This is a genomic window from Streptomyces sp. NPDC050617, from assembly GCF_040654795.1.
Classification (GTDB): Bacteria; Actinomycetota; Actinomycetes; order Streptomycetales; family Streptomycetaceae; genus Streptomyces.
The window spans coordinates 105,778-126,419 of sequence record NZ_JBFAIS010000030.1; the positions used below are offsets into that span (position 1 = coordinate 105,778).

Genomic DNA, 20,642 nt, shown 5'->3' on the forward strand with positions numbered 1-20,642 from the left:
CCCATGACTACGCCGATGGACGCGTTCGACGAGGTCCGCCCCGCAGCCGAGTGCCTCGACCTGCTGACCGCGCCGGTCGCCGAGGCCGTACGCGGCTGGCGCGGCACCGTCCCCGCCGAGCAGTTGCTGTACGTGGACACCGACCCGGAGAAGGCCGACACCGCGGTCTTCGTGGAGACCTACGGTCCGTGGCTGCTGGAGCAGTCCGCGAACTGCGTCGTCATCGCCGCCAAGCGCGGCGGCGAGGCCACCCTCGCCGCGGCGCTGGTCCTCGGCCGCGCCCGAGCCGACGTCAACGGCGTCGTGCGCCGCCACCTCGGCGCCCGCAAGGCGTCGTTCGCCGCCATGGACACCGCGCTCGGCGCGACGGGCATGGAGTACGGCGGCGTCACGCCGATCGGGCTGCCCGCCGACTGGCCGGTGCTGGTGGACGCGGCCGTCGCCGACAGCCCGTACGTCCTCATCGGCAGCGGCCGTCGCCGCGGCAAGCTGATCGTCCCCGGCCGGGCGCTCGCCGAACTCCCCGGTGCCGCGGTGCTCGACGGGCTCGGCGTCTGACCGGCGGCCGACTCGGCCCGGCCGCTACCGGCGTAGCCGTCCTCCTCAGCCCAGCCGCGGGGCCTCGATCGCCGGGCAGCGGTCCATGACCATGTCGAGGCCCGCCGCGCGGGTGCGCTCGTACGCCGCCTCGTCGATCACGCCCAGCTGGAACCAGACGGCCTTCGCGCCGATCTCCACGGCCTCGTCGGCGACCGCGCCCGCCAGGTGGGAGTTGACGAAGACGTCCACCACGTCGACGGGGAAGTCGATCTCGGACAGCGAGGCGTAGCCGCGCTCGCCGTGCACCGTCTCGGCCTTGGGGTGCACGGGCACGACGCGCTTGCCGTAGTGCTGGAGGAAGGCGGCGACGCGGTAGGCGGCGCGCTGCTCGTTGGTGGACAGGCCGACCACGGCCCAGGTGTCGCCCGTCGCGGTCAGGATCTTGCGAAGCATCGCGTCGTCTGCGTACATGCCCGCACAACGAAAGGCCGCGACGGAGCATTCCCGCCGCATTCCCGCCGCCCGGCCCGCGCGGGCCCGGCGGCGGGGGTCGGCATAGGGTGACGGGATGCAGGAGCAGTACCGGACGGTGGCGCGCGAAGGCGTCCACGAGATCGAGATCAACAAGTCGCGCTTCCTCTGCGCGCTCGCGCCCGCCGCCACGGAGGAGGAGGCGCAGGGCTTCATCGAGCGTGTCCGCAGGGAGCACCCCACCGCCAGGCACCACTGCTTCGCGTACGTCATCGGGGCCGACGGCGGCGTCCAGAAGGCGAGCGACGACGGCGAGCCCGGCGGCACCGCCGGCGTGCCGATGCTCCAGATGCTCCTGCGGCGCGAGATCCGGTACGCGGTCGCCGTCGTCACCCGCTACTTCGGCGGCGTCAAGCTCGGCGCGGGCGGGCTCATCCGCGCGTACGGCGGGGCAGTCGGCGAGGCCCTCGACACGCTGGGCACCGTCACCCGGCAGCGGTTCCGGCTGGCGACGGTGGTCGTCGACCACCAGCGGGCCGGAAGGCTGGAGAACGACCTGCGCGCCACCGGCCGCACGGTGCGCGACGTCGGCTACGGCGCGGACGTGCGCATCGAGATCGGCCTCCCGGAGGCCGACATCGAGCCCTTCCGGGCCTGGCTCGCCAACACCACCGCCGGGACGGCGCGCTTCGAACTCGGCGGCGAGGCGTACATGGACGCGTGAGGGCCGGGGAACCGGCCCCCGGCGGTCACCTCGGATTGTGCTTGATCGCCGCTTCTATCAGCCCGGACGTGGCGGTCGGGAAGTCCAGGGGGACGATGCCGAGGCCGGTCCACCCTTCGGCCTCGGAGCCGCCGAGGAACTTCAGGACCTGGGGGTTGAGGCGGTTCGCGTTCCACTGGGGCGGCATCAGGGCCGCGGTGCTCACGTAGTTCATGTAGAGCTTGCCGGGTTCGTGCGCGGCCTTGCGGAACTGGGCCTCGATCTTGGGGTACTTGGCGAAGGGCTCCGCCATGTAGTCGTCCTGGATGTCGATGAGCTTCCCGTCCCCGTAGCGCACTCCGGGCAGGCCGCCGTTGTCGCCGAGCAGGACGACCTTTCCCCGCGCCTCGCCCAGCGTCGGAAGCGTGCCGTCCAGCCGGAACAGGGAGCGCCAGCCCTTGTCGTCCAGATAGACGTCGAAGATCTTGCGGAACTCCGCGTCGGCGACCTCCGAGTACTCCTGCTTGACCCGCATGAGGACGGTCTCCGAGGGATGCGCGCGCAGGAAGTCCCGGCAGGCGATGAGGACGTCGCCGAACATCATCTTCTGGTAGAACGCGGCGTGATGGATGGCGAAGACGCCGTCCACGGCGCGGCATCGGACGTCCAGGAACCGGATGCCCGCGTTCAGTTGCTCCGCGACGGTCAGGGTCTGGCATGCCACGTACGCGCCGCCGAACCGCGCGCCCGAGTCGTGCGTGCCCGGCAGGGTGAGGCGCTGGACGGGGACGCCGTCCGCGATCCCGGACAGCCAGTCCTGGGCGGAGAGGGTACGGGCACGGGTACGGACCGCGGTGCGCCCGGGGGCGAGGGGCGCCGCCGAGGCCGGGGGCGCGCTCGCGTACCCCAGCAGTCCGGTGGCCGAGAGCGCTGCCGCGCCCCGCAGGAATCCGCGCCGGTCCACGCTCATGTATCCGTCCCCTCGACGTTCCGTTCCGGCGTTCCGCCGACTGGCCGTCGGGTCACGGGCCGCCGGATGACTGGCCGTCGGATTATGGCCTGAACATGCCCGTGGCGTTAAGGGGGCGAATCAAGCCGCTCGGTGCGGCCTGTGCGATCCGGGTGGTTTGAGGGAACCGTGTGTCCTCCCCGTCCCGGCCGGCCGGGACGGGGAGGACATCCCGCCGTGTCCGTCTGACCCCCGCCCCGTTCGCCGGGGCGCTGTCGGACCCTGGTTATAGAGTCGTGGCATGGCTTCAGACGAGGGGACCGTGCGGGTCGACAGCTGGATCTGGTCCGTGCGGCTCACGAAGACACGCGCGCTGGCCGCCGCCGCCTGCCGCGGCGGGCACGTCCGCGTCAACGGCGAGCGCGCCAAACCGGCCCAGCCCCTGCGGCCGGGGGACGAGGTGCGGCTGCGCCAGGCCGGGTTCGAGAAGATCGTCGTCGTCTCGCGCCTCGTGCGGAAGCGGGTCGGCGCGCCCGTCGCCGCCGAATGCTTCGTCGACAACAGCCCGCCCCCGCCGCCCCGCGAGGCAGTCCTGCCGGTCGCCCGGCGCGACCGCGGCGCCGGACGGCCCACGAAGCGCGAACGCCGGGACATGGAGGCGCTGCGCAACCGCGAACTGCCGTAGGCGGCGGGGACGTGCGCGGGGGCCCGACCACAGCGGCGTGCCCCCATGGCGTCCGCCCTCAGTCGCGGTCCACGTGCTCGCGCAGGACCTTCCCGTTGGCGGCGTCCACGTCGAACGTCGTCTTGTTCCAGTTGTCGGTGTTCACCACGTCCACGGACCAGATCGTGGTGCCGTCGTCCCTGTCGTCGATCTCCACGGCGGTGGTCGTGCCCGGCTTGCGCTCGGCCGAGGTGCGCACCGCCTGCCGCGCGGAGACCTTCGCCTTCGCCAACCGGCCGGCGAGCTCGCGCTTGTCGTCCCCGTCCTGGTCCGGCTCCGTCCGCGACCGGGTGACCTTGCCCGAACCGGCGTCCACGCTGACCTCGTGCGCCGTGCCGTCGCGCTCCGCGACCTTGGAGCGCCACTCCGATCCGCCGCCGGCGGTCCGCTTCAGCTCGATCTCGGAGACCTTGCCGTTCGGCACGGCCCCCGCGGCGGTCCGTGCCGCCCGCTCGTAATCGACCTTCGCCGTCGGCAGCAGGGCCTTCCGCTCGGCCTGGTCCTCGGTGAGCCCGGCGGTCTCCGTCGCCGCGCCGGAGGCCGGAGCGGACGAGGCGGCCGAGCCGGAGGAACCGGAGGAGGCCGACGAGCCCGAGGACGCGCCGGACGACGAGGAGCCGCCGCCCCCGCCGCCGTCGTCCCCGCACCCGCTCACCAGGGCCGCCGATACGACGACGCCGCACAGCACGCCCGCCGCACGGCCCCACCGGGTGCGGACCACGCCGCGTTGCAGATTCACAGATCCGGGTTCAGCGCTCATAGCCGCAGCCTTTCCCCATAAAGCGGTGCTCTCACCCCTATCCGGCTAAATCACCCGAGCGGTGCCGCGCCCGGCCCGCCGCCCCCGACCGGCGGGCCGGGCGAAAACTGAGGTCTGTGATGGACCAGGTGCGACCGGGCGTTAGCGTTGTTGACGGCCACGGTGCGATCCCGCGCGGGCCCGGATCGGTCACAGGGGCGGAGAAGGGGAGAACATGCAGGTCGGAGCGGTTTCTTGAGAATTCTGCACACGTCCGACTGGCATCTGGGACGTTCTTTCCACCGGGTGAGCATGCTGGACGCCCAGCGCCGCTTCATCGACCACCTCGTCGCGACCGTACGAGAACAGCGCGTCGACGCCGTGCTCGTCGCGGGCGACGTCTACGACCGGGCGGTGCCGCCGCTCGCCGCCGTCGAACTCTTCGACGACGCCCTGCACCGCCTCGCCGGGCTCGGCGTCCCCACCGTCATGATCTCCGGCAACCACGACTCGGCGCGCCGCCTCGGCGTCGGCGCCGGGCTGATCGAGCGCGCCGGAATCCATCTGCGCACCGACCCGGCGGGCTGCGCCGACCCCGTCGTGCTCACCGACGAACACGGCGACATCGCCTGCTACGGCCTGCCCTACCTCGAACCCGCCCTCGTCCGCGACGAACTGGCCGCCCCGAAGGCCAACCACACGGCGGTCCTCGGCGCCGCGATGGAGCGCGTACGGGCCGACCTCGCCACCCGGCCGCACGGCACCCGCTCCATCGTCCTCGCCCACGCCTTCGTCACCGGCGGCACGGCCAGCGACAGCGAACGCGACATCACCGTCGGCGGGGTCTCCGCCGTCCCCGCGGAGCTCTTCGACGGCATCGACTACACCGCCCTCGGCCATCTGCACGGCTGCCAGCGCATCGCCGACCGGGTCCGCTACTCGGGCTCCCCCCTCGCGTACTCCTTCTCCGAGACCGACCACCGCAAATCGATGTGGCTCGTGGACCTCGGCCCCGGCGGCGGAGGCGCCGCCGAGCTGCGCGCCGAACGGATCGACTGCCCCGTCCCGCGCCCCCTCGCCCGTATCCGCGGCCCCCTCGACACACTCCTCGGCGACCCCGCCCTGGACCGGCACGAAGACGCCTACGTCGAGGCGACGCTCACCGACGCGCACCGCCCCCACGAGCCGATGGCCCGCCTCACGAAGCGCTTCCCGCACGTGCTCAGCCTCGTCTTCGAGCCCGACCGGGCCCCCGAGGACCCGCTCGCCTCGTACGCGCGACGGCTGAGCGGCCGCACCGACCAGCAGATCGCCGAGGACTTCGTGGCCCACGTCCGGGCCGGCCGCGGCCCCGACGCGGTGGAGCGCGGCGTACTGACCGACGCGCTCGACGCGGTACGGACCGCGGAGACCGAGCACAGCGGGAACGGGGCGGCGCGATGAGACTCCACCGGCTCACCCTCACCGCCTTCGGCCCGTTCGGCGCCGCCCAGCACATCGACTTCGACGAACTGTCCGCCGCCGGGCTCTTCCTGCTGCACGGACCCACCGGCGCGGGCAAGACCTCCGTCCTGGACGCCGTCTGCTACGCCCTGTACGGCGGCGTGCCCGGCGCCCGCCAGGGGCCGGGCCTGACGCTGCGCAGCGACCACGCGCAGCCCCTCACGCCGACCGAGGTCGTCCTCGAACTCACCGCCGGCGGACGGCGGCTGGAGCTCACCCGCCGGCCCGAACAGCTCCGCCCCAAGAAGCGCGGCAGCGGCTACACCAAGGAGAAGGCGTACTGCGCGCTGCGCGAACAGGACGCCGGGAGCGGCGAATGGAAGGCCCTGAGCCGCTCCAACCAGGAGATCGGCGAGGAGATCACCCAGCTGCTCGGCATGAGCCGGGAGCAGTTCTGCCAGGTCGTCCTCCTCCCGCAGGGCGACTTCGCGCGCTTCCTGCACGCCGAGGACACCGCCCGCGGCAAGCTGCTGGGCCGGCTCTTCGACACCGGCCGGTTCGCCGCCGTCGAGGACAAGCTCGCCGAGCTGCGCCGCGCCGCGGAGGAGCGGGTACGGGGCGGCGACGAACGGCTGCTGGCCGCCGCCCACCGGATGGCCCAGGCCGCCGGCGACAGCACGGAACTACGGGAGAACCCGCTGCCCGAACTCGCCCCCGGCGAGCCCGGACTCGCCGCCGCCGTCCTCGCATGGGCCGCCCAGGCCCGTACGAGCGCACGCGAGCGCGAAGCCGTCGTGGCCGCCGCCGTCCTCGCCGCCGAGGACGCCCACCGCACCGCGCGGGAACACGCCGACGCCGCCCGCGAACTGGCCCGACTCCAGGAGCGCCACGCCCGCGCCCGCGACCGCGCCGCACAACTGGAGGACCGGCGCGAGGAGCACGAGCAGATGCGGCGGCGGCTGGAGACCGCCAGGGCCGCCGAGTCCGTCGCCCCCGCCCTCGCCCTGCGCGACGACGCGGAGCGCGCCTGGCGCGCGGCCGGCGACGCCGAACGCCGCGCCCGCGCCGGACTGGACCCCGACCACGCGGACGCCGGCGCCGACCGGCTCGCCGCGCTGGAGCGGCGCTTCCGCGAGGACCTCGGGTCGCTGACCGCCGCCCGCCGGGCCGAGCAGCGCGCCGCCGAGGTCGCCGCCGAACGCGCCGCCCTGGACCGCGAGGCGCGGGCCGACGAGGACACCGCAGCCGAAGCCGCCGAGTGGATCGCCGGATGGGAGACCGCCCGCCACGGCTGCCAGCGGCGCATCGACGCCGCCCAGGAGGCCGCCGCCCGCGCCGAGCAGCTCGGCGCGCGCATCGACCCCACACGCGAGCAACTCGCCGCCGCCCAGCGCCGCGACGGCCTCGCCGCCCAGGCGGACGCCGCCGCCGACCGGCTGCGGCAGGCCCGCGAAGCGGCGTCGGCCGCCCGCGAGAACTGGCTCGACCTCAAGGAACGGCGGCTCCACGGCATCGCCGCGGAACTCGCCGCCGAACTCACGCCCGGCGAGCCGTGCAAGGTGTGCGGCGCCAACGAACACCCCGCCCCGGCCCGCGCCGCGGCCGGGCAGGTCGACCGCGCCGCCGAGGACGCGGCGCTGGCCGCCTCCCAGCGCGCGGACGCCGCGCGCGACACGGCGGACCGGCAGGCCCAGGAGCTCCGCGAGGCCCTCGCCGGCGCCGCGGCCGCCGCGGGCGGCGCCACCGTCGCCGAACTCACCGAAACCCTCGCCGACCTGCGGCGCGCCTACGAAGAGGCCCGCGGCGCAGGCGCCGACGTGCACGCCGCCCGCGAAGCCCTCGACCGCGCGGAACGGGAGTACGAGCGCCGCCGCGCCGAACAACAGGAAGCGGAGCGCCGCACCGCCGCCCGCACCTCCCGCAGAGAAGCCCTCGACCGCCGGCACGCGGAACTCGCCGAGGAAGTGGAGCGCGCCCGCGGCGGCGCGGCCACCGTCGCCCGCCGCGCCGAACTGCTGGAGCGGCGACTGACCGCGCTCGCCGCCGCCGCCGAGGCCGTACGCGCCGCCCAGGACGCCGCGGACCGCCTCAAGGAAGCCGACGCACGCCTCGCGGACGCCGCCTACCGCGCGGGCTTCGACACCCCGCAGCACGCGGCGCGGGCCCGCCTCGCCGACGACGAGCACCGCCGCCTGCGGCACCGCCTCGACCAGTGGCAGACCGAGGAGAGCGCGGTCGCCGCCGAACTCGCCGACGAACAGACCGCCGCCGCGGCCCGGCGGCCCGCCGCCGACGTGGACGGCGCGCAGGCCGCCGCCGAGGCCGCCACCCGCCGCCTGCGCGAGACCTCCGCCGAGGACGCCGCGGCACGCGCCCGCTGCGGACAGCTCGACGAACTGTCCGAGCGCGCCGTCGCCGACGCCCGCGCGCTCGCCCCGCTCCGGGAGGACCACGCCCGCCTCGCCCGCCTCGCCGCGCTCGCCGCGGGCACCGCGGCGGACAACGAGCGGAAGATGCGCCTGGAGTCGTACGTCCTCGCCGCCCGCCTCGAACAGGTCGCGGCGGCCGCCACCGCCCGCCTCAGCCGCATGTCCTCGGGCCGCTACACCCTCGTCCACTCCGACGCCCGGACCGGCGGCCGCGGCCGCTCCGGCCTCGGCCTGCACGTCATCGACGCCTGGACCGGCCGCGAACGCGACACCGCGACCCTCTCCGGCGGCGAGACGTTCTTCGCCTCCCTCGCCCTCGCCCTCGGCCTCGCCGACGTCGTCACCGACGAGGCGGGCGGTACGCGCCTGGACACCCTCTTCATCGACGAGGGGTTCGGCAGCCTGGACGAGCAGACCCTCGACGAGGTCCTGGACGTACTCGACTCCCTGCGCGAGCGGGACCGCGCCGTCGGCATCGTCAGCCACGTCGCCGACCTGCGGCAGCGCATCCCCGCCCAGCTGCGGGTCGTCAAGGACCGGGCGGGCTCGGCGGTCCGACACCAGGTGGCCGGCGCCACGGCCTGAGCGATCGTGCCGCATGCCGGGCCGGGCACCCGATGCCCGAGACGCTCCCCGCTACGGTCGGGAGACGGCCCTGGCACCGGGCGCCGGGCCCGGCGCGGTCGTACGGCTGACGTCACCGCGCCCGGCGCGGACCGGCGGCCTGAGCCGCGCCGGGCGCGCACGTCACAGCGCGGACAGCTCCGCCACCAGGTCGTCCAGGCCCAGCGAGCCCTGGGAGAGGGCCGCCATGTGCCACGCCTTGGCGTCGAACGCGTCGCCGTGGGCCTTGCGGGCCGCCTCCCGCCCCGTCAGCCACGCCCGTTCGCCCAGCTTGTAGCCGATGGCCTGGCCCGGCATGCCCAGGTAGCGCACGAGCTCGCTGTCGATGAAGTCCGCCGGGCGCCCGCTGTGCATGCCGAAGAACTCGCGCGCCAGCTCGGGGGTCCACCGCTCGCCGGGGTGGAAGGGGGAGTGGTCGGGGATCTCCAGCTCCAGGTGCATGCCGATGTCCACGATGACCCGCAGCGAGCGCATCATCTGCGCGTCGAGGTAGCCCAGCCGGCGCTCGGCGTCGCCGAGGAAGCCCAGCTCGTCCATCAGGCGCTCCGCGTACAGCGCCCAGCCCTCCGCGTTGGCGCTGACCATGCCGATCGTGGCCTGGTAGCGGGAGAGCCGGTCGACGACGTGCGTCCACTGCGCGAGCTGGAGGTGGTGGCCCGGCACGCCCTCGTGGTACCAGGTGGACACCAGGTCGTACACGGGGAAGCGGGTCTCGCCCATCGTCGGCAGCCAGGTGCGGCCCGGCCGGGAGAAGTCCACCGAGGGCTCCGTGTAGTACGGGGCCGCGGCGCTGCCCGGCGGCGCGATCATCGACTCGACGCGCTTGACGCGGTCCGCCAGATCGAAGTGCGTGCCGTCCAGCGCCTCGATCGCCTCGTCCATCAGCGCCTGCAGCCAGACGCGGGTCTCTTCGACGCCCTCGATCGCCTCGCCGTGCGTGTCCAGGTGGCGCAGCGCCTCCCAGGGGGTGGCGCCGGGGAGGATCTTCTCGGCCTCCGCGCGCATCTCGGAGTGGATGCGGTGGTACTCCGACCAGCCGTAGGCGTACGCCTCCTCCAGGTCCAGGTCCGTGCCGTTCCAGTAGCGCGCCCAGCGCGCGTACCGCTCCCGGCCGACGACCTCGGGGGACCCCTCGACGGCGGGCTGGTAGACGTCGCGCAGCCAGTCGCGCAGCTCGGCGACGGCGGCCGTCGCGTCGGCGGCGGCCTCGTCCAGCTCGCCCCGCAGCGCCTCGGGCCCCTGGGCCGCGAACTCCGCGAACCAGCCGCCGTCGGAGCCGATCCACTCGCCCAGCTGGCCGATGACCGTGGACACCTGCCGCGGACCCGCGTACAGCTCGCGGTCGAGCCCCTCGGCGAGCGACGCCCGGTAGCCTTCCAGCGCGCCCCGGACGACGCGCAGCCGGGCCGCGATCGACGCCCACTCCTCGGTGGTACCGGTCGGCATCAGCGTGAAGATCTGGCGCACGGAGTGGACGGGGGAGTGCAGGTTGCTGACGGCGCGCAGCGGCTCATGGGCCTCGTGCACGGCCAGTTCGGCGGTCAGCCGCTCGCGCAGCAGCCGCGCGCAGCGCCGCTCGGCGTCGCTGTCCCCGCCGGGCCGCCGCTCGGCCTCGGCCAGCCGGGCGAGGGCCGTACGGGCGAGAGCGGCCAGCGCCTCCTGCCCGTCGGGGGAGAAGTCGGGCAGGAGCCGGGCGCTCTCCGCGACCCCCAGATAGGTCCCGGTGATCGGGTCGAGTTCGATGAGAGCGTCGACATAGGCGTCGGCGACTTGACGGGGCAGCGGGTTGTCGGTGTTCTCGAGCATGCGGCCCATCCTCGTACGTGACGGCCCGCCCCGTCACTGCCATTGCCCGCCACACACCTGATGCGCACGTCACACCCGACACCGGCCGGCGGAGCCGGGCGTTCAGCGACCGGGCGACTCCTGCCGCACGACGGGCACGGGCGCGGCCTCCGGGTCCGGCGGCGCGGGCCGGTTCGCCAGCCGCGCGGAGATGACCAGGGTGCCCTCCTCGATCTGGTAGTCCAGCGGCAGATCCAGGCCGCGCATGGCCGCGACCATCCCCGTGTTGGCGGCCCGGGTGACGGCGTAGACGCTCTCGCACCCCGCTTCCCGCGCCAGCGCGACCAGCCGCGCCAGCAGCTGCGCGCCGACGCCGCGCCGCTGCCAGGCGTCCTCGACGAGCAGCGCCACCTCGGTCTCGTCGCCGTCCCACAGCAGGTGGCCGAGCGCCGCCAGCCGTCCCGAGGCGGTGTACGCGGCCAGGGTGCGGCCGTGCCGCGGGCTCAGCAGATGGGGCAGATAGCGGTCGGCGTCGCCGGCCGGGCCGTGGTAGCGCAGCGCCAGCGTCGCGGGCGTGCACCGCGCGTGCATCTCGCGCGCCGCGCCGATGTCCTCGGGGCCCGCCCGGCGCACGGTGATCTCGTTGCCCTCCGGCAGGGTGAGCACGTCCCGGCGGTGCGGCACCCGCGGCCCGAGCCGGGCGTCGAGCCCGACCAGGGCGTGCGCGCGGGCGAACTCGGCCGGTGTGAACGGCAGATACGGGCGCTCCACCACGATCGTCCCGCCGGACGGGTCGCGCAGCCGCATCACCGTCTCCTCCAGCACGCCTTCGGCAGGCGGCGGCGGGTCCGTGCGCCGCTCGGGCAGCGAGCGGATCGTGCACCGGCCGAGCAGCCGCCGTAGCGCGAGCGGGAGTTCCGCCGCGTCCAGCGCGGTGCGCGTCGCGAGGGCCAGGACGCGCGTCGGGGCGTCCACGAGGTCGTGGGCGTCGGCCCGTTCCACCCAGGTGTCGCTGCCGCCCCCGGCCGCCGCCGCCCTCGTCAGCTCGGCCGGCAGCAGCGCGGCCGGGGCCCGTACCAGCAGCTCGTCGACGGTGCCGGCGGCCAGCGGGTGGGTCTGGAGGGTCAGGATGTCGACCCGGTGGTGGGCCAGCGCCCGGCACAGCGCCGCGAGGGTTCCGGGTTCGTCCCGTACGGTCGTACGCATCCGCCACAGGGCGAAGTCGCCGCTGTCGGGCACGGACACGGGGGCGGCCGGGGCGAGGGCGCCGCCGCCCCCGTCGGTATCGCCGGCATCGTCGGTCCCGTCCGCAGGCGGGGAGTGGCCCCGGCGCCGGGCGAACCAGATGTGGAACCCGGCCGTGGCCAGCAGCGCCGCCGCCGAGGACGCCAGCAGCACCGGCCCCTCGGGGCCGTGGGCGATCAGGTTGGCGGCGCAGTCGGCGACCGCCACCGCCGTGAACAGGGCGGCCAGCTCGACCGCGTCGCGCCGCCAGTGGTGGCGGCGCCGGACATTCTTCGCGGAGGTCGTATCACTCATGCCGCCACCCTGGCGGAGAGGTGTTGCGTGATCACGAACGTCCTGTGACCGATGGGTAAAGGATCACACTGATCCCTTAACGGCCCTTTATCCGCCGTTATCCGCCGACTGTCCTCCCGGCCACCGCCGAGCCGCTTTCACGGCCCCTCTCAGGGCCCCCTCAGCCGCTCTTCCCCGACCCCGACGAGCGGAGATCGGCGAGCGCGTCCTCCACGCCCCGGTGGAACGTCGGATACGCGTAGATCATGTGCCGCAGCCGGTCGACCGGCACCTCCGCGTGCACCGCCACCGCGAGACCGTACAGCACCTCCCCGCCCATCGGCCCCGCCGACGTCGCCCCCACCAGCACCCCGCGGTCCACATCCTCGACGACCTTCACCAGGCCGTCGTTGCCCGCCTTGTGGATCCAGCCGCGCGCCGTCGACGGCACCTGGGACAGACCCGTACGCACCCGCAGTCCCTGCTCGCGCGCCTGGCGCTCGGTCAGCCCCACCGCGCCGATCTCCGGATCGCAGAAGGTCACCCGCGGCAGCGCCCGGTAGTCGGCGCCCGGCCCCGGATCGCCGAGCACCCCGCGGATCGCGATCGCCGCCTCGTACATCGCGACGTGCGTGAACGCACCGTGCCCCGTCACATCGCCCACGCCCCACAGCCCCGGCGCCGCCAGCAGCTGATCGTCCACCTGCAGCGACCGCGCCTCGGGGTCGAGGCCCACCGTCTCCAGACCCAGCTCCGAGAGGTCCGCCCGCCGGCCCGTGGCGACCAGCAGCTGATCGCCGCTGATCTCCTCGCCGCCCTCCAGCACCACCGTGAACCGGTCACCGCTGTGCCGGACCTCCGTGGCCCGCGCCCCCGTCCGCACGGTCACCCCCGCCGACTCCATCACGTCGGCCAGCAGCCGCCCGGCCTCCGGCTCCTCGTTCGCGATCAGGCCGTCCATCGCCTCGACGATCGTGACGCGGGAGCCGAACCGGGCGAAGACCTGGGCCAGTTCCGCGCCGATCGCACCGCCGCCGAGCACGATCAGCGTCCTGGGCGGCTCCTTCGCGGCGATCGCGTCCCGGTTGGTCCAGTACGGCACGTCCGCCAGCCCCGGCACCGGCGGGATCTGCGGCCGGGTGCCCGTCGCGATCACCACCCCGCGCCGCGCCTCGAACACCTCGCCGCCCGCCGCCACCTTCCCGTGCCCGGCGAGTTTTCCGCGCCCGCGCACCAGCCTGCCGCCCTTGCCCGTGAAGCGGTCGGCCGCCACCTGGTCGTTCCAGTCCGTCGTGGCCTCGTCGCGGATCCTCGCGGCCACCGGCCCCCAGTCGGGTGAGACCTGCGCCGACCCCGCCATACCGGGCACCCGGCCCGCCTCGGCCAGCAGATTCCCGGCCCGGATCATCATCTTGCTCGGCACGCACCCCCAGTACGGGCACTCGCCGCCGACCAGCTCCGCCTCCACGCCCACGACGTCCAGCCCCGCGTCGGCGAGCGTCCCCGCCACGTGCTCGCCGCCCGGCCCCATACCGATCACGACGACATCCACCTGCTCGGCCATTGCACCGCACCTCTCGCCCTCGGGACCCGCACTCGGGTTACGCACCCCACCTTGGTGCGTACGGGCGCGCCGGGCCAGCCGGAGACACGCCAGGGCGCGTGGCGGCGGGCCCGGGCCGATCGGTCCCGGCCACGGCGGTTCGGCGGGCCGCGCCGGGCGCAGCGCTCAGCCGCTCGCCTCCGCCACGGCCGCACGGCGGACGGGAGCCGGGCGCGTCGCGTCGAGGATGACGCGGGCGACCAGAGCCGGATCGTCGTTCATCGGCACGTGCCCGCAGCCGGGCAGCCGTACGAGCCGGGCCCCCGGTATCGCCCGCTTGGCCCGGACGCCCTGGCGGGGCAGGAGCACCCGGTCGCCGCTGCCCCAGCCGATGGTGACCGGGACGTCCGGCACGTCGTCGCGGAAGACGACCGCGCGCCCGGCCGCGAGCGTCGCGTCGAAGCCGACGGCCGCGCGCAGCGCCCTGGTCTCGGCGACCACCGCGTCCGGCGAACGCCGCCCCGGCCGCGCGTAGATGGGGCTGACCAGCGCCGCCCGGCCCACCGCCGTACGGGCCAGGCGCGCGACGACCGGATCGGGCAGCACCTGCGCGCCGCGCCGCATGCCGAGCAGCACCCCGAACGCGTACCGCCGCTCGGCCGGCGACCAGAACCCGCCAGGGGAGAGCGCGGTGACGGACCGTACGAGCCGGAGCCGGCCCAGCTCCAGGGCGAGCAGCCCGCCGAGCGAATTGCCCGCCACATGCGGGCGGTCCACGCCGAGCGCCGTGAAGAGCGCGCCGAGGACGGGGACCACGCCCGCCAGGTCGTACGGGATTCCGTCCGGCAGGGCCGGTGACGCGCCGAACCCCGGCAGGTCGACGGCGATGACATCGCGCTCGGCGGCGAGTACGGCGCTGACCGGGTGCCACGCCTGCAAGTGGTGGCCGATGCCGTGCAGCAGGACGACGGGGTCCCCGCCGCCCGCGCGTTCGTACGCGACCTCGACCGTGCGCCGGCCGGCCGGCGTCTCGACGGGGTAGGAGATCGTCTCGGTCATGGGGCAGCTCCTCGGCCTCCGCGGTCGGCTTCCCGAGACAGGATGTCAGCAATGGTTACCGCTGGGTAGACCCCGCGGCCGGCCCCCATGACGACCGATGCCCGATCCCCGCCTCGCGCCCCTCGCCGCCCGCCCTTCGCCCCGCCCTTCGCCCCCGTCCTTCGTCCCCCGCCCCTCGTCGCCCGCCGCGATGAGAGCCGGTTCACGTGGACAAGCCCCCGCGGCGTCGGGTGGGATGGGACGGTGAGCCCCAGCGACACGATGCTCGACACCTTCGAGGCGCACCGGCCCGTACTGACCGGTGTCGCCTACCGCATGCTCGGCCGCGTCGCCGACGCCGAGGACGTCGTCCAGGACGCGTGGCTGCGCTGGTCCGCCGCCGACCGCGACGAGGTCCGCGAACCGCGCGCCTTCCTCGTGCGGATCACCACCCGGCTCGCCATCGACCGGCTGCGGCAGGTCCAGTCCCGGCGCGAGGCGTACGTCGGGCCCTGGCTGCCCGAGCCGATCGCCACCCGCTACCTGGAGAGCGGGGGAGGCCCGGGCTCCGCGGCCACCGTCCCCGACGCCGCCGAACGGGCCGTGCTCGCCGACTCCGTTTCCCTGGCCGTCCTCGTGGTTCTGGAGTCGCTCTCCCCGCTGGAGCGCGCGGTGTTCGTCCTGCGCGAGGCGTTCGGCTTCCCGCACGCGGAGATCGCCGCCGCCCTCGACCGGTCGGAGGCCGCGGTGCGGCAGCTCGCCGGACGGGCCCGCCGCCATGTCGAGGAGCGCAAGCCGCGCTATGACGTGGACCCGGCCCAGCAGCGTGATCTGACCGAGCGTTTCCTGGCCGCCGCCGCCCACGGCGACCTCGAAGGGCTCATCGCGCTCCTCGCCCCCGACGTCCGGCTCGTCAGCGACAGCGGCGGCAAGGCCAAGGCCCCGCTGCGGGTGATGCGGAGCGCCGACAAGGTCGGCCGTTTCCTCGCCGCCATCGCCCAGGACTCCCTGGCGGCGGCGGAGTTCCGCTTCGCCGAGGTCAACGGCGCCCCGGCGCTGCTCACGCTGTTCGACGGCCGCCCCGACTCGGTCGTCACCGTCGGCGTGGCCGACGGCAGGATCGCGGTCATTTACCTTGTCCGCAACCCGGACAAGCTCACCGGCCTCGACTGGTAGCCCCGCCCCGACGCGAGGGATTGCTCCCCCGCCCCGTCACAAGCCGCCCGCCACCCGCAGCACCGCGCCCGTCGTGTACGACGCCTCCGGCGAGAGCAGCCAGGCCACCGCGCCCGCGACCTCCTCCGCCTCGCCGGGGCGGCCCGCCGGTACCCGGCCCTCGGTGCGCCACGGCCGCTCGGGGTCGCCCATCGTGGCGTGGATGTCGGTCAGGATCATCCCCGGCTGCACCGAGTTGACCCGGACGCCCTCCGCCGCCAGTTCCTTGGCCAGCCCCACCGTGAGGGCGTCGACCGCGGCCTTGCTCGCCGCGTAGTGCACGTAGTCGCCGGGACTGCCGGTCGTGGCGCCGGCGGAGGAGATGTTCACCATCGCCCCGCCCTGCCCGCCGTGGCGCGTCGACAGCTCCAGCGCCGCCCGCCGCGCGCACATGATCGCGCCCATCACGTTGATGTCCACGACCCGGCGCATCTCCGCCAGCGGCGTCTCGGTGAACCGGCCCAGCGGGCCCGTGACCCCGGCGTTGTTGACCAGCCCGGTGATCGGCCCGAGGCTCTCCTTCACCGCGTCGAACAACGCGTCCACCTCGGCCTCGACGCCGGTGTCGGCCTGGACGGCCACGCACGCCGCGCCCTCGGCCCGTACCGCCTCGGCCGTCCGCTCCGCGGCGTCCCGGTCGCGCACGTACCCGATGCCGACGGCGTGCCCGGCGCGCGCCAGCCGTACGGCCACTGCCGCGCCGATGCCCCGGCTGCCGCCCGTGACCACCGTGACCTGCTGCATTCCCGCGCTCCTCGCCGTCCGCCGCACGCCGGGCGCGGGTCGTCGCCCCCGGTCCGTCGCGACGCTACCCGAGGCGACGGAGCGTCATGACGGGAGGTCGGATCGGGGGAGGCGCGCGGAGGACCGGCATCAACATCACGTGAACGCTCTGCGGGGCCACTTGTGTGCGCTGTGTGACGGATTGAGGATTGGTCTTGACCAAGGTGGCGTGCCGTCCTATTGTCCGAGTCATACTGCAACAACCTTTAATAAAGAAGCGCGCATAAGTGCCGTCGGGGCGGAGGACAGGGTGGGGACCACGCAACTCGAAACGGTGCCGGAGCCGAAGTACTGGCACCTGAAGACCGTGCTGAGCAACGCGCTCGACTCGGAGTTCGCCGTGGGGGAGATCCTCCCCAACGAGCGCGATCTCGCAGCCAGGTTCGGCGTCGCCAGGGCCACCCTTCGGCAGGCCCTGGAACAGCTCGAACTGGAAGGCAGGCTCCAGCGCCGCCGCGGCGTGGGCACCACCGTCGCCCCGCCCCGCGTGGGCGTGGCCGTCGGCGAGGCCCCGCACGCCTGGCCGGGCTCCGGCGGCGACGCCTGGCAGCCCGTGGACAGCGCGCTGCGCCGGCCGCCCGCCGCCGTCGCCCGGCTCCTCGGCCTCCCCGCCGACGAGCAGGCGCACGCCGTCCGCCGCACCCGCGTGACGCACGGCCAGCCGGTCGCCGCCGAGGTGCTGTACGTACCGGTGGCCACCGTCCCCGAGCTCACCGCGATCGACGCGCCCAATGGGCCCGCCCGTGCCCGCGCCGTGCTGCGCGAGCTCCAGCGGCTCGAACTGGAGGGCCAGGACCGGGCCGTGGAGCTGGGCTCCGCCCCCGCGGACGACGCCAAGCAGCTCGACCGGCTGCCCGGCGCGCCCGTGCTCGTCGTCACCACCCGCTTCGTCGCGGACGGCCGTACCGCCGCCGTCGCCGTGGCCACCTACCGGGCCGACACCTGCCGGCTCACCTTCGACGACAACGGCATGGAACTGCTCGCGAGCTGACGCGCCGCGGCCCGTCATCCGCTGTCCGCGGGGCCGTCGCCCGGCTCGGCGGCGTCCGTTCCGGCGGTGCGGGGGCCCCGGTGCCGCAGCCCGTCGTCAACACGGGCGCGTCGGCCCGCGGTCTCACCGACGGTCGCCCGGCTCGACAGGGCACGGGCGCGTCGGCGCGCGGCTCCTCGCAGCCGCGGTTCACCGTCGCGCCGTGACGGTGCTCTCGACCGCGAAGAGCTGTTCCTCCACGTGGTCGAGGGCGAGGCGCAGCGCGCCCGTCGCCACCGCCGCCTCGCCCAGCGCCGACTGGACCACCCGCGGCGGCCGCAGGCAGTAGCGCGCCAGCTCCGACCGCAGCGGCTCCAGCACCCCGTCCAGCCCGGCGGCCCAGCCGCCCACCACCACCAGCTGCGGATCGAGCGCCAGCACCAGCGCCGCCACGTCGTGCACCAGCCGCCGCATATAGCGGTCCTGGGCCGCCCGCGCCCCGGCGTCGCCCTCGCTCGCCATCGCGAACACCCGCGCCACCTGCGCGTCGTCGAGCGGATGCAGCGGCTCGCCGGTCGTGGACAGCACCACCTCCGGGGTGGCCTCCCGGCCCAGCAGATGCAGCGCGCCGATCTCCCCGGCCGCGCCGCCGAAGCCGCGGTGCAGCCGGCCGCCGATCAGCGAGCCCGCCCCCGGGCTCAGCCCGGCGCGTACGAACACGATGTCGTCCGAGTCGGCCGCGGCGCCCGACCAATGCTCCGCCACCGCGGCCGCGTTGGCGTCGTTCTCCAGCAGCACCGGACACGTGAACCAGCTCCGCAGCCGCTCGCCGAGCGGCAGCCCCGTCCACTCCGGCAGCGCCGTGCACAGCCGCACGGTCCCGTCGGCCTCCACGATGCCGGGGCTCGCGACCCCGACCGCCCGCAGCGACTCACGCGCCACGGAGCAGCGGCTCAGCACGTCGGCGACCGCGTGGCCCACCCGCTCCAGCCGCTCGTTCGCCGACGCCGCCACGCGGACGTCCAGCGAGACCGAGTCCAGGACCCGGCCGCTCAGGTCGGACAGGAGCGCCGAGGCCCGGTGCGGGCCGATCTCCACGCCCATCAGATGCCCGGCCTCCACCCGGAACCGGAAGCGCCGGGCCGGCCGGCCCTGCCGCCGGGCGGCGCCCTCCTCGGCCGACGCCTCGGCCACCAGGCCGGTGTCGATCAGCCCCTCGACGACGCCCTCCACCGTCGGCCGGGACAGCCCCGTGGCCTGGACGAGGTCGGTGAGGGTCGGTGCGTCGGCCGCGCGCAGCGCGTGCAGCACGACCGCGGAGTTGATCCGCCGCAGCAAAGACGGGTCTCCACCGGTGAGCCGCCCCACGTACCGCCTCCTTCGTCTCCCCCGTCGCGCACATGATCACCCATTTGTTCGACCGGATGTACATGTGAGCCGGATGCTATCCGGATCAGGACGGCTCGGCGAGCCTCTGATGTCACCCGGGCGCCACGAATCCCGACTCGTAGGCGGCGATCACCGCCTGGGTGCGGTCCCGCGCGCCGAGCTTCGCCAGCACCGCGCTGACATGCGACTTCACCGTCTCGGTGCCGAGGACCAGGCTCTGCGCGATCTCCGAGTTGGACATTCCGCGCGCCATCAGCCGCAGCACGTCCGCCTCCCGGTCGGTGAGCGCGGCCCGCTCCATCGCCTCGCGGGCGCGCTCGTTGCCGTACGAGGCGGCGAGCGCCCGCAGCGCGGCCGGGAACAGCAGCGACTCGCCCGCCGCCACCAGCCGCACGGCGTGCACGATCTCGGCCGGGTGGGCGCGCTTGAGCAGGAAGCCGTCCGCGCCCGCGCGCAGCGCGTCGTAGACATAGGCGTCGTTCTCGAAGGTCGTCACGACGAGGATCTTCGGCGGCCGGTCGACCGAGCGCAGCACGAGCCGCGTCGCCTCGATGCCGTCCAGCAGTGGCATCCGTACGTCCATCGCCACCACGTCCGGCCGCAGCGACCGCACCAGCGTCAGCACCGCGGCCCCGTCGGCCGCCTCGCCCGTCACCTCGATGTCCGGCTGGGCCGCGAGGATCGCCCGCAGCCCGGCCCGTACGAGCGGTTCGTCATCCACCAGCAGCACGGATATCGGCACACGATCACCTTAGGGCCCCTCGTCGAACTCCCGCCGCGCACAGCCCGGCTCATGGACGCCGCTCCGCCGGGCGGGGGAGGGGAGTTCGGCGACGGGCCCGGCGCCGTCGAGCGGCAGCCGCACGCGGACCCGCCAACCGTCCGCGTACGGGCCGGTGTCGGCGTGCCCGCCGAGCAGGGCGGCGCGCTCGCGGATGCCGCGCAGCCCGCTCCCGCCGCGCCCGGACCGGGTGCCGGCCCCGTCCAGCGGATTGCGCACGTCCAGTTCCAGTACGTCCCCCGCGACCGCGATCCGCACGGCCACCGGCACCGGGCCCGCGTGCCGCAGCACATTGGTCAGCGCCTCCTGCACGATGCGGTACCCCTCCCGCGACACCGGCCCCGGCACCGCGTCGAGCGGGCCCTCGATGTCCGCGCCGACCTCGGCCCCGGCGCCGCGCGCCGCCGACAGCAGCCGCTCCGCTTCGGTGAGCGTCGGACGCCCCGCCGGGTGCGGCGTGTCCTCGCGCAGCACCGCGAGAACCCGCTCCAGGTCCTCCAGCGCATCCCGCCCGGTGTCCTCGATCGCCGCCAGCGCCTGCTCCGTGAACTCCGCGGAACCCGCGGCGCGCGCCGCCCCCGCCTGCACCACCGCGACCGTCAGCGCGTGCCCGATCGAGTCGTGCAGCTCCCGCGCCAGCCGGTTGTGCTCCAACAGCCGGTCCGTACGCGCCTCCAGCACGGCGATCCGCTCCGCCGCCGACGGCCCCAGCAGCCACCGCGCGGCGGTGCCGCGCCGCGGGCTGTTCTACGCCTGCAAGCTCGCCGTCGCGGCAGCACTCGCCCTCGCCGTCGGCCTCGTCACCGCCCTCGCCTCCTTCCTGGGCGGCTAGGGTGTGTTGCGAAAGTGGATCTTGTTCGTTGATGATCATGTTCTGTGGGACGTGGGGATCTGACGAACGACCAGTGGGCCCGGCTTGAGCCGTTGCTGCCGCGGGGCATCAAGCCGGGCCGTCCGCAGGTGTGGACGCGGCGGCAGTTGATAGACGGCATACGGTG

The 20,642-nt window shown here is 75.0% G+C and carries 18 protein-coding genes and 2 pseudogenes; 9 read left to right on the plus strand and 11 right to left on the minus strand.

The genetic code is table 11. The annotated features are described in order from the left end of the window. Positions 1-3 precede the first annotated feature (3 nt). Entirely contained in the window at positions 4-558 is a 555-nt protein-coding gene (locus tag AB0I49_RS31420) for a YbaK/EbsC family protein (protein ID WP_363230554.1), read from the plus strand. A 45-nt stretch (positions 559-603) separates the two neighbouring features. On the opposite strand, the gene AB0I49_RS31425 is transcribed toward AB0I49_RS31420, so the two are convergent. Beyond that, the gene (locus AB0I49_RS31425; RefSeq protein ID WP_363230534.1) at positions 604-1,011 is read right to left on the minus strand and encodes a CoA-binding protein; all 408 of its coding nucleotides are present in this window, start codon (positions 1,009-1,011) and stop codon (positions 604-606) included. Between the two features lie 97 nt (positions 1,012-1,108). On the opposite strand from AB0I49_RS31425, the gene AB0I49_RS31430 reads away from it, so the two are divergent. After that, a complete protein-coding gene (locus AB0I49_RS31430) occupies positions 1,109-1,735 on the plus strand; it encodes a YigZ family protein (RefSeq protein ID WP_363230535.1) in 627 nt (208 codons plus the stop codon). 25 nt (positions 1,736-1,760) lie between these two features. Here AB0I49_RS31430 and AB0I49_RS31435 read toward each other — a convergent pair whose 3' ends face one another. Then, positions 1,761-2,684 (minus strand): phosphatidylinositol-specific phospholipase C, encoded by a 924-nt coding sequence (locus AB0I49_RS31435; protein WP_363230536.1) that lies wholly within the window; start codon positions 2,682-2,684, stop codon positions 1,761-1,763. A 280-nt stretch (positions 2,685-2,964) separates the two neighbouring features. Between AB0I49_RS31435 and AB0I49_RS31440 the strand changes: the two genes are divergently transcribed. Further along, entirely contained in the window at positions 2,965-3,348 is a 384-nt protein-coding gene (locus AB0I49_RS31440) for an RNA-binding S4 domain-containing protein (protein ID WP_363230537.1), read from the plus strand. Between the two features lie 58 nt (positions 3,349-3,406). Here AB0I49_RS31440 and AB0I49_RS31445 read toward each other — a convergent pair whose 3' ends face one another. Then, positions 3,407-4,147, minus strand: coding sequence for a PepSY domain-containing protein (locus tag AB0I49_RS31445; protein WP_363230538.1), 741 nt, complete (start codon positions 4,145-4,147; stop codon positions 3,407-3,409). A 234-nt stretch (positions 4,148-4,381) separates the two neighbouring features. Between AB0I49_RS31445 and AB0I49_RS31450 the strand changes: the two genes are divergently transcribed. Then, the gene (locus tag AB0I49_RS31450; protein ID WP_363230539.1) at positions 4,382-5,569 is read left to right on the plus strand and encodes an exonuclease SbcCD subunit D; all 1,188 of its coding nucleotides are present in this window, start codon (positions 4,382-4,384) and stop codon (positions 5,567-5,569) included. Continuing rightward, complete coding sequence (locus AB0I49_RS31455) at positions 5,566-8,583, plus strand: SMC family ATPase (protein ID WP_363230540.1); 3,018 nt, start codon at positions 5,566-5,568, stop codon at positions 8,581-8,583. Before AB0I49_RS31450 ends, AB0I49_RS31455 begins: the two co-directional genes overlap by 4 nt. A 162-nt stretch (positions 8,584-8,745) precedes the next feature. On the opposite strand, the gene AB0I49_RS31460 is transcribed toward AB0I49_RS31455, so the two are convergent. The 4 genes from AB0I49_RS31460 to AB0I49_RS31475 form a co-directional block, all read right to left on the minus strand. Continuing rightward, a complete protein-coding gene (locus AB0I49_RS31460; RefSeq protein WP_363230541.1) occupies positions 8,746-10,428 on the minus strand; it encodes a DUF885 domain-containing protein in 1,683 nt (560 codons plus the stop codon). Positions 10,429-10,530: 102 nt separating this feature from the next. Beyond that, positions 10,531-11,946, minus strand: coding sequence for a GNAT family N-acetyltransferase (locus tag AB0I49_RS31465; protein ID WP_363230542.1), 1,416 nt, complete (start codon positions 11,944-11,946; stop codon positions 10,531-10,533). A 160-nt stretch (positions 11,947-12,106) separates the two neighbouring features. Continuing rightward, positions 12,107-13,489 carry an NAD(P)/FAD-dependent oxidoreductase gene (locus AB0I49_RS31470; protein ID WP_363230543.1) on the minus strand — a complete coding sequence of 461 codons (1,383 nt, stop codon included), beginning with the start codon at positions 13,487-13,489 and terminating at the stop codon, positions 12,107-12,109. 165 nt (positions 13,490-13,654) lie between these two features. Beyond that, positions 13,655-14,527: an alpha/beta fold hydrolase gene (locus AB0I49_RS31475; protein ID WP_363230544.1), complete on the minus strand. Its 873-nt coding sequence runs from the start codon at positions 14,525-14,527 to the stop codon at positions 13,655-13,657. A gap of 261 nt (positions 14,528-14,788) precedes the next feature. Between AB0I49_RS31475 and AB0I49_RS31480 the strand changes: the two genes are divergently transcribed. After that, a complete protein-coding gene (locus tag AB0I49_RS31480; RefSeq protein ID WP_363230555.1) occupies positions 14,789-15,682 on the plus strand; it encodes an RNA polymerase sigma-70 factor in 894 nt (297 codons plus the stop codon). 36 nt (positions 15,683-15,718) lie between these two features. On the opposite strand, the gene AB0I49_RS31485 is transcribed toward AB0I49_RS31480, so the two are convergent. Next, positions 15,719-16,465 carry an SDR family oxidoreductase gene (locus AB0I49_RS31485; RefSeq protein ID WP_363230545.1) on the minus strand — a complete coding sequence of 249 codons (747 nt, stop codon included), beginning with the start codon at positions 16,463-16,465 and terminating at the stop codon, positions 15,719-15,721. A gap of 289 nt (positions 16,466-16,754) precedes the next feature. Here AB0I49_RS31485 and AB0I49_RS31490 point away from each other — a divergent pair, with 289 nt between their 5' ends. Beyond that, a complete protein-coding gene (locus tag AB0I49_RS31490) occupies positions 16,755-17,495 on the plus strand; it encodes a GntR family transcriptional regulator (RefSeq protein ID WP_363230546.1) in 741 nt (246 codons plus the stop codon). Positions 17,496-17,684: 189 nt separating this feature from the next. On the opposite strand, the gene AB0I49_RS31495 is transcribed toward AB0I49_RS31490, so the two are convergent. From AB0I49_RS31495 to AB0I49_RS31505, 3 genes and pseudogenes are all read right to left on the minus strand, one after another. Then, positions 17,685-18,842, minus strand: a complete 1,158-nt coding sequence (locus AB0I49_RS31495; RefSeq protein ID WP_363230547.1) for an ROK family transcriptional regulator — start codon at positions 18,840-18,842, stop codon at positions 17,685-17,687. Between the two features lie 112 nt (positions 18,843-18,954). Continuing rightward, positions 18,955-19,605: a response regulator transcription factor gene (locus AB0I49_RS31500; RefSeq protein WP_363230548.1), complete on the minus strand. Its 651-nt coding sequence runs from the start codon at positions 19,603-19,605 to the stop codon at positions 18,955-18,957. A 108-nt stretch (positions 19,606-19,713) separates the two neighbouring features. After that, positions 19,714-20,367, minus strand: a pseudogene (locus AB0I49_RS31505) (histidine kinase); the annotation flags it as partial. Between AB0I49_RS31505 and AB0I49_RS31510 the strand changes: the two are divergent. Both AB0I49_RS31510 and AB0I49_RS31515 read left to right on the plus strand, forming a co-directional pair. Continuing rightward, positions 20,288-20,476 (plus strand): hypothetical protein, encoded by a 189-nt coding sequence (locus AB0I49_RS31510; RefSeq protein ID WP_363230549.1) that lies wholly within the window; start codon positions 20,288-20,290, stop codon positions 20,474-20,476. The pseudogene AB0I49_RS31505 and the gene AB0I49_RS31510 sit on opposite strands and share 80 nt — an antisense overlap. A 44-nt stretch (positions 20,477-20,520) precedes the next feature. Further along, a pseudogene (locus tag AB0I49_RS31515) lies at positions 20,521-20,642 on the plus strand (IS5/IS1182 family transposase); the annotation flags it as partial.

Excerpts from the sequence above, each read along its gene's own strand:
- AB0I49_RS31420 (WP_363230554.1), top strand. The coding sequence starts at position 4 with ATGACTACGCCGATGGACGCGTTCGACGAGGTCCGCCCCGCAGCCGAG.
- AB0I49_RS31425 (WP_363230534.1), bottom strand. The coding sequence starts at position 1,011 with ATGTACGCAGACGACGCGATGCTTCGCAAGATCCTGACCGCGACGGGC.
- AB0I49_RS31430 (WP_363230535.1), top strand. The coding sequence starts at position 1,109 with ATGCAGGAGCAGTACCGGACGGTGGCGCGCGAAGGCGTCCACGAGATC.
- AB0I49_RS31435 (WP_363230536.1), bottom strand. The coding sequence starts at position 2,684 with ATGAGCGTGGACCGGCGCGGATTCCTGCGGGGCGCGGCAGCGCTCTCG.
- AB0I49_RS31440 (WP_363230537.1), top strand. The coding sequence starts at position 2,965 with ATGGCTTCAGACGAGGGGACCGTGCGGGTCGACAGCTGGATCTGGTCC.
- AB0I49_RS31445 (WP_363230538.1), bottom strand. The coding sequence starts at position 4,147 with ATGAGCGCTGAACCCGGATCTGTGAATCTGCAACGCGGCGTGGTCCGC.
- AB0I49_RS31455 (WP_363230540.1), top strand. The coding sequence starts at position 5,566 with ATGAGACTCCACCGGCTCACCCTCACCGCCTTCGGCCCGTTCGGCGCC.
- AB0I49_RS31460 (WP_363230541.1), bottom strand. The coding sequence starts at position 10,428 with ATGCTCGAGAACACCGACAACCCGCTGCCCCGTCAAGTCGCCGACGCC.
- AB0I49_RS31465 (WP_363230542.1), bottom strand. The coding sequence starts at position 11,946 with ATGAGTGATACGACCTCCGCGAAGAATGTCCGGCGCCGCCACCACTGG.
- AB0I49_RS31470 (WP_363230543.1), bottom strand. The coding sequence starts at position 13,489 with ATGGCCGAGCAGGTGGATGTCGTCGTGATCGGTATGGGGCCGGGCGGC.
- AB0I49_RS31475 (WP_363230544.1), bottom strand. The coding sequence starts at position 14,527 with ATGACCGAGACGATCTCCTACCCCGTCGAGACGCCGGCCGGCCGGCGC.
- AB0I49_RS31480 (WP_363230555.1), top strand. The coding sequence starts at position 14,789 with ATGCTCGACACCTTCGAGGCGCACCGGCCCGTACTGACCGGTGTCGCC.
- AB0I49_RS31485 (WP_363230545.1), bottom strand. The coding sequence starts at position 16,465 with ATGCAGCAGGTCACGGTGGTCACGGGCGGCAGCCGGGGCATCGGCGCG.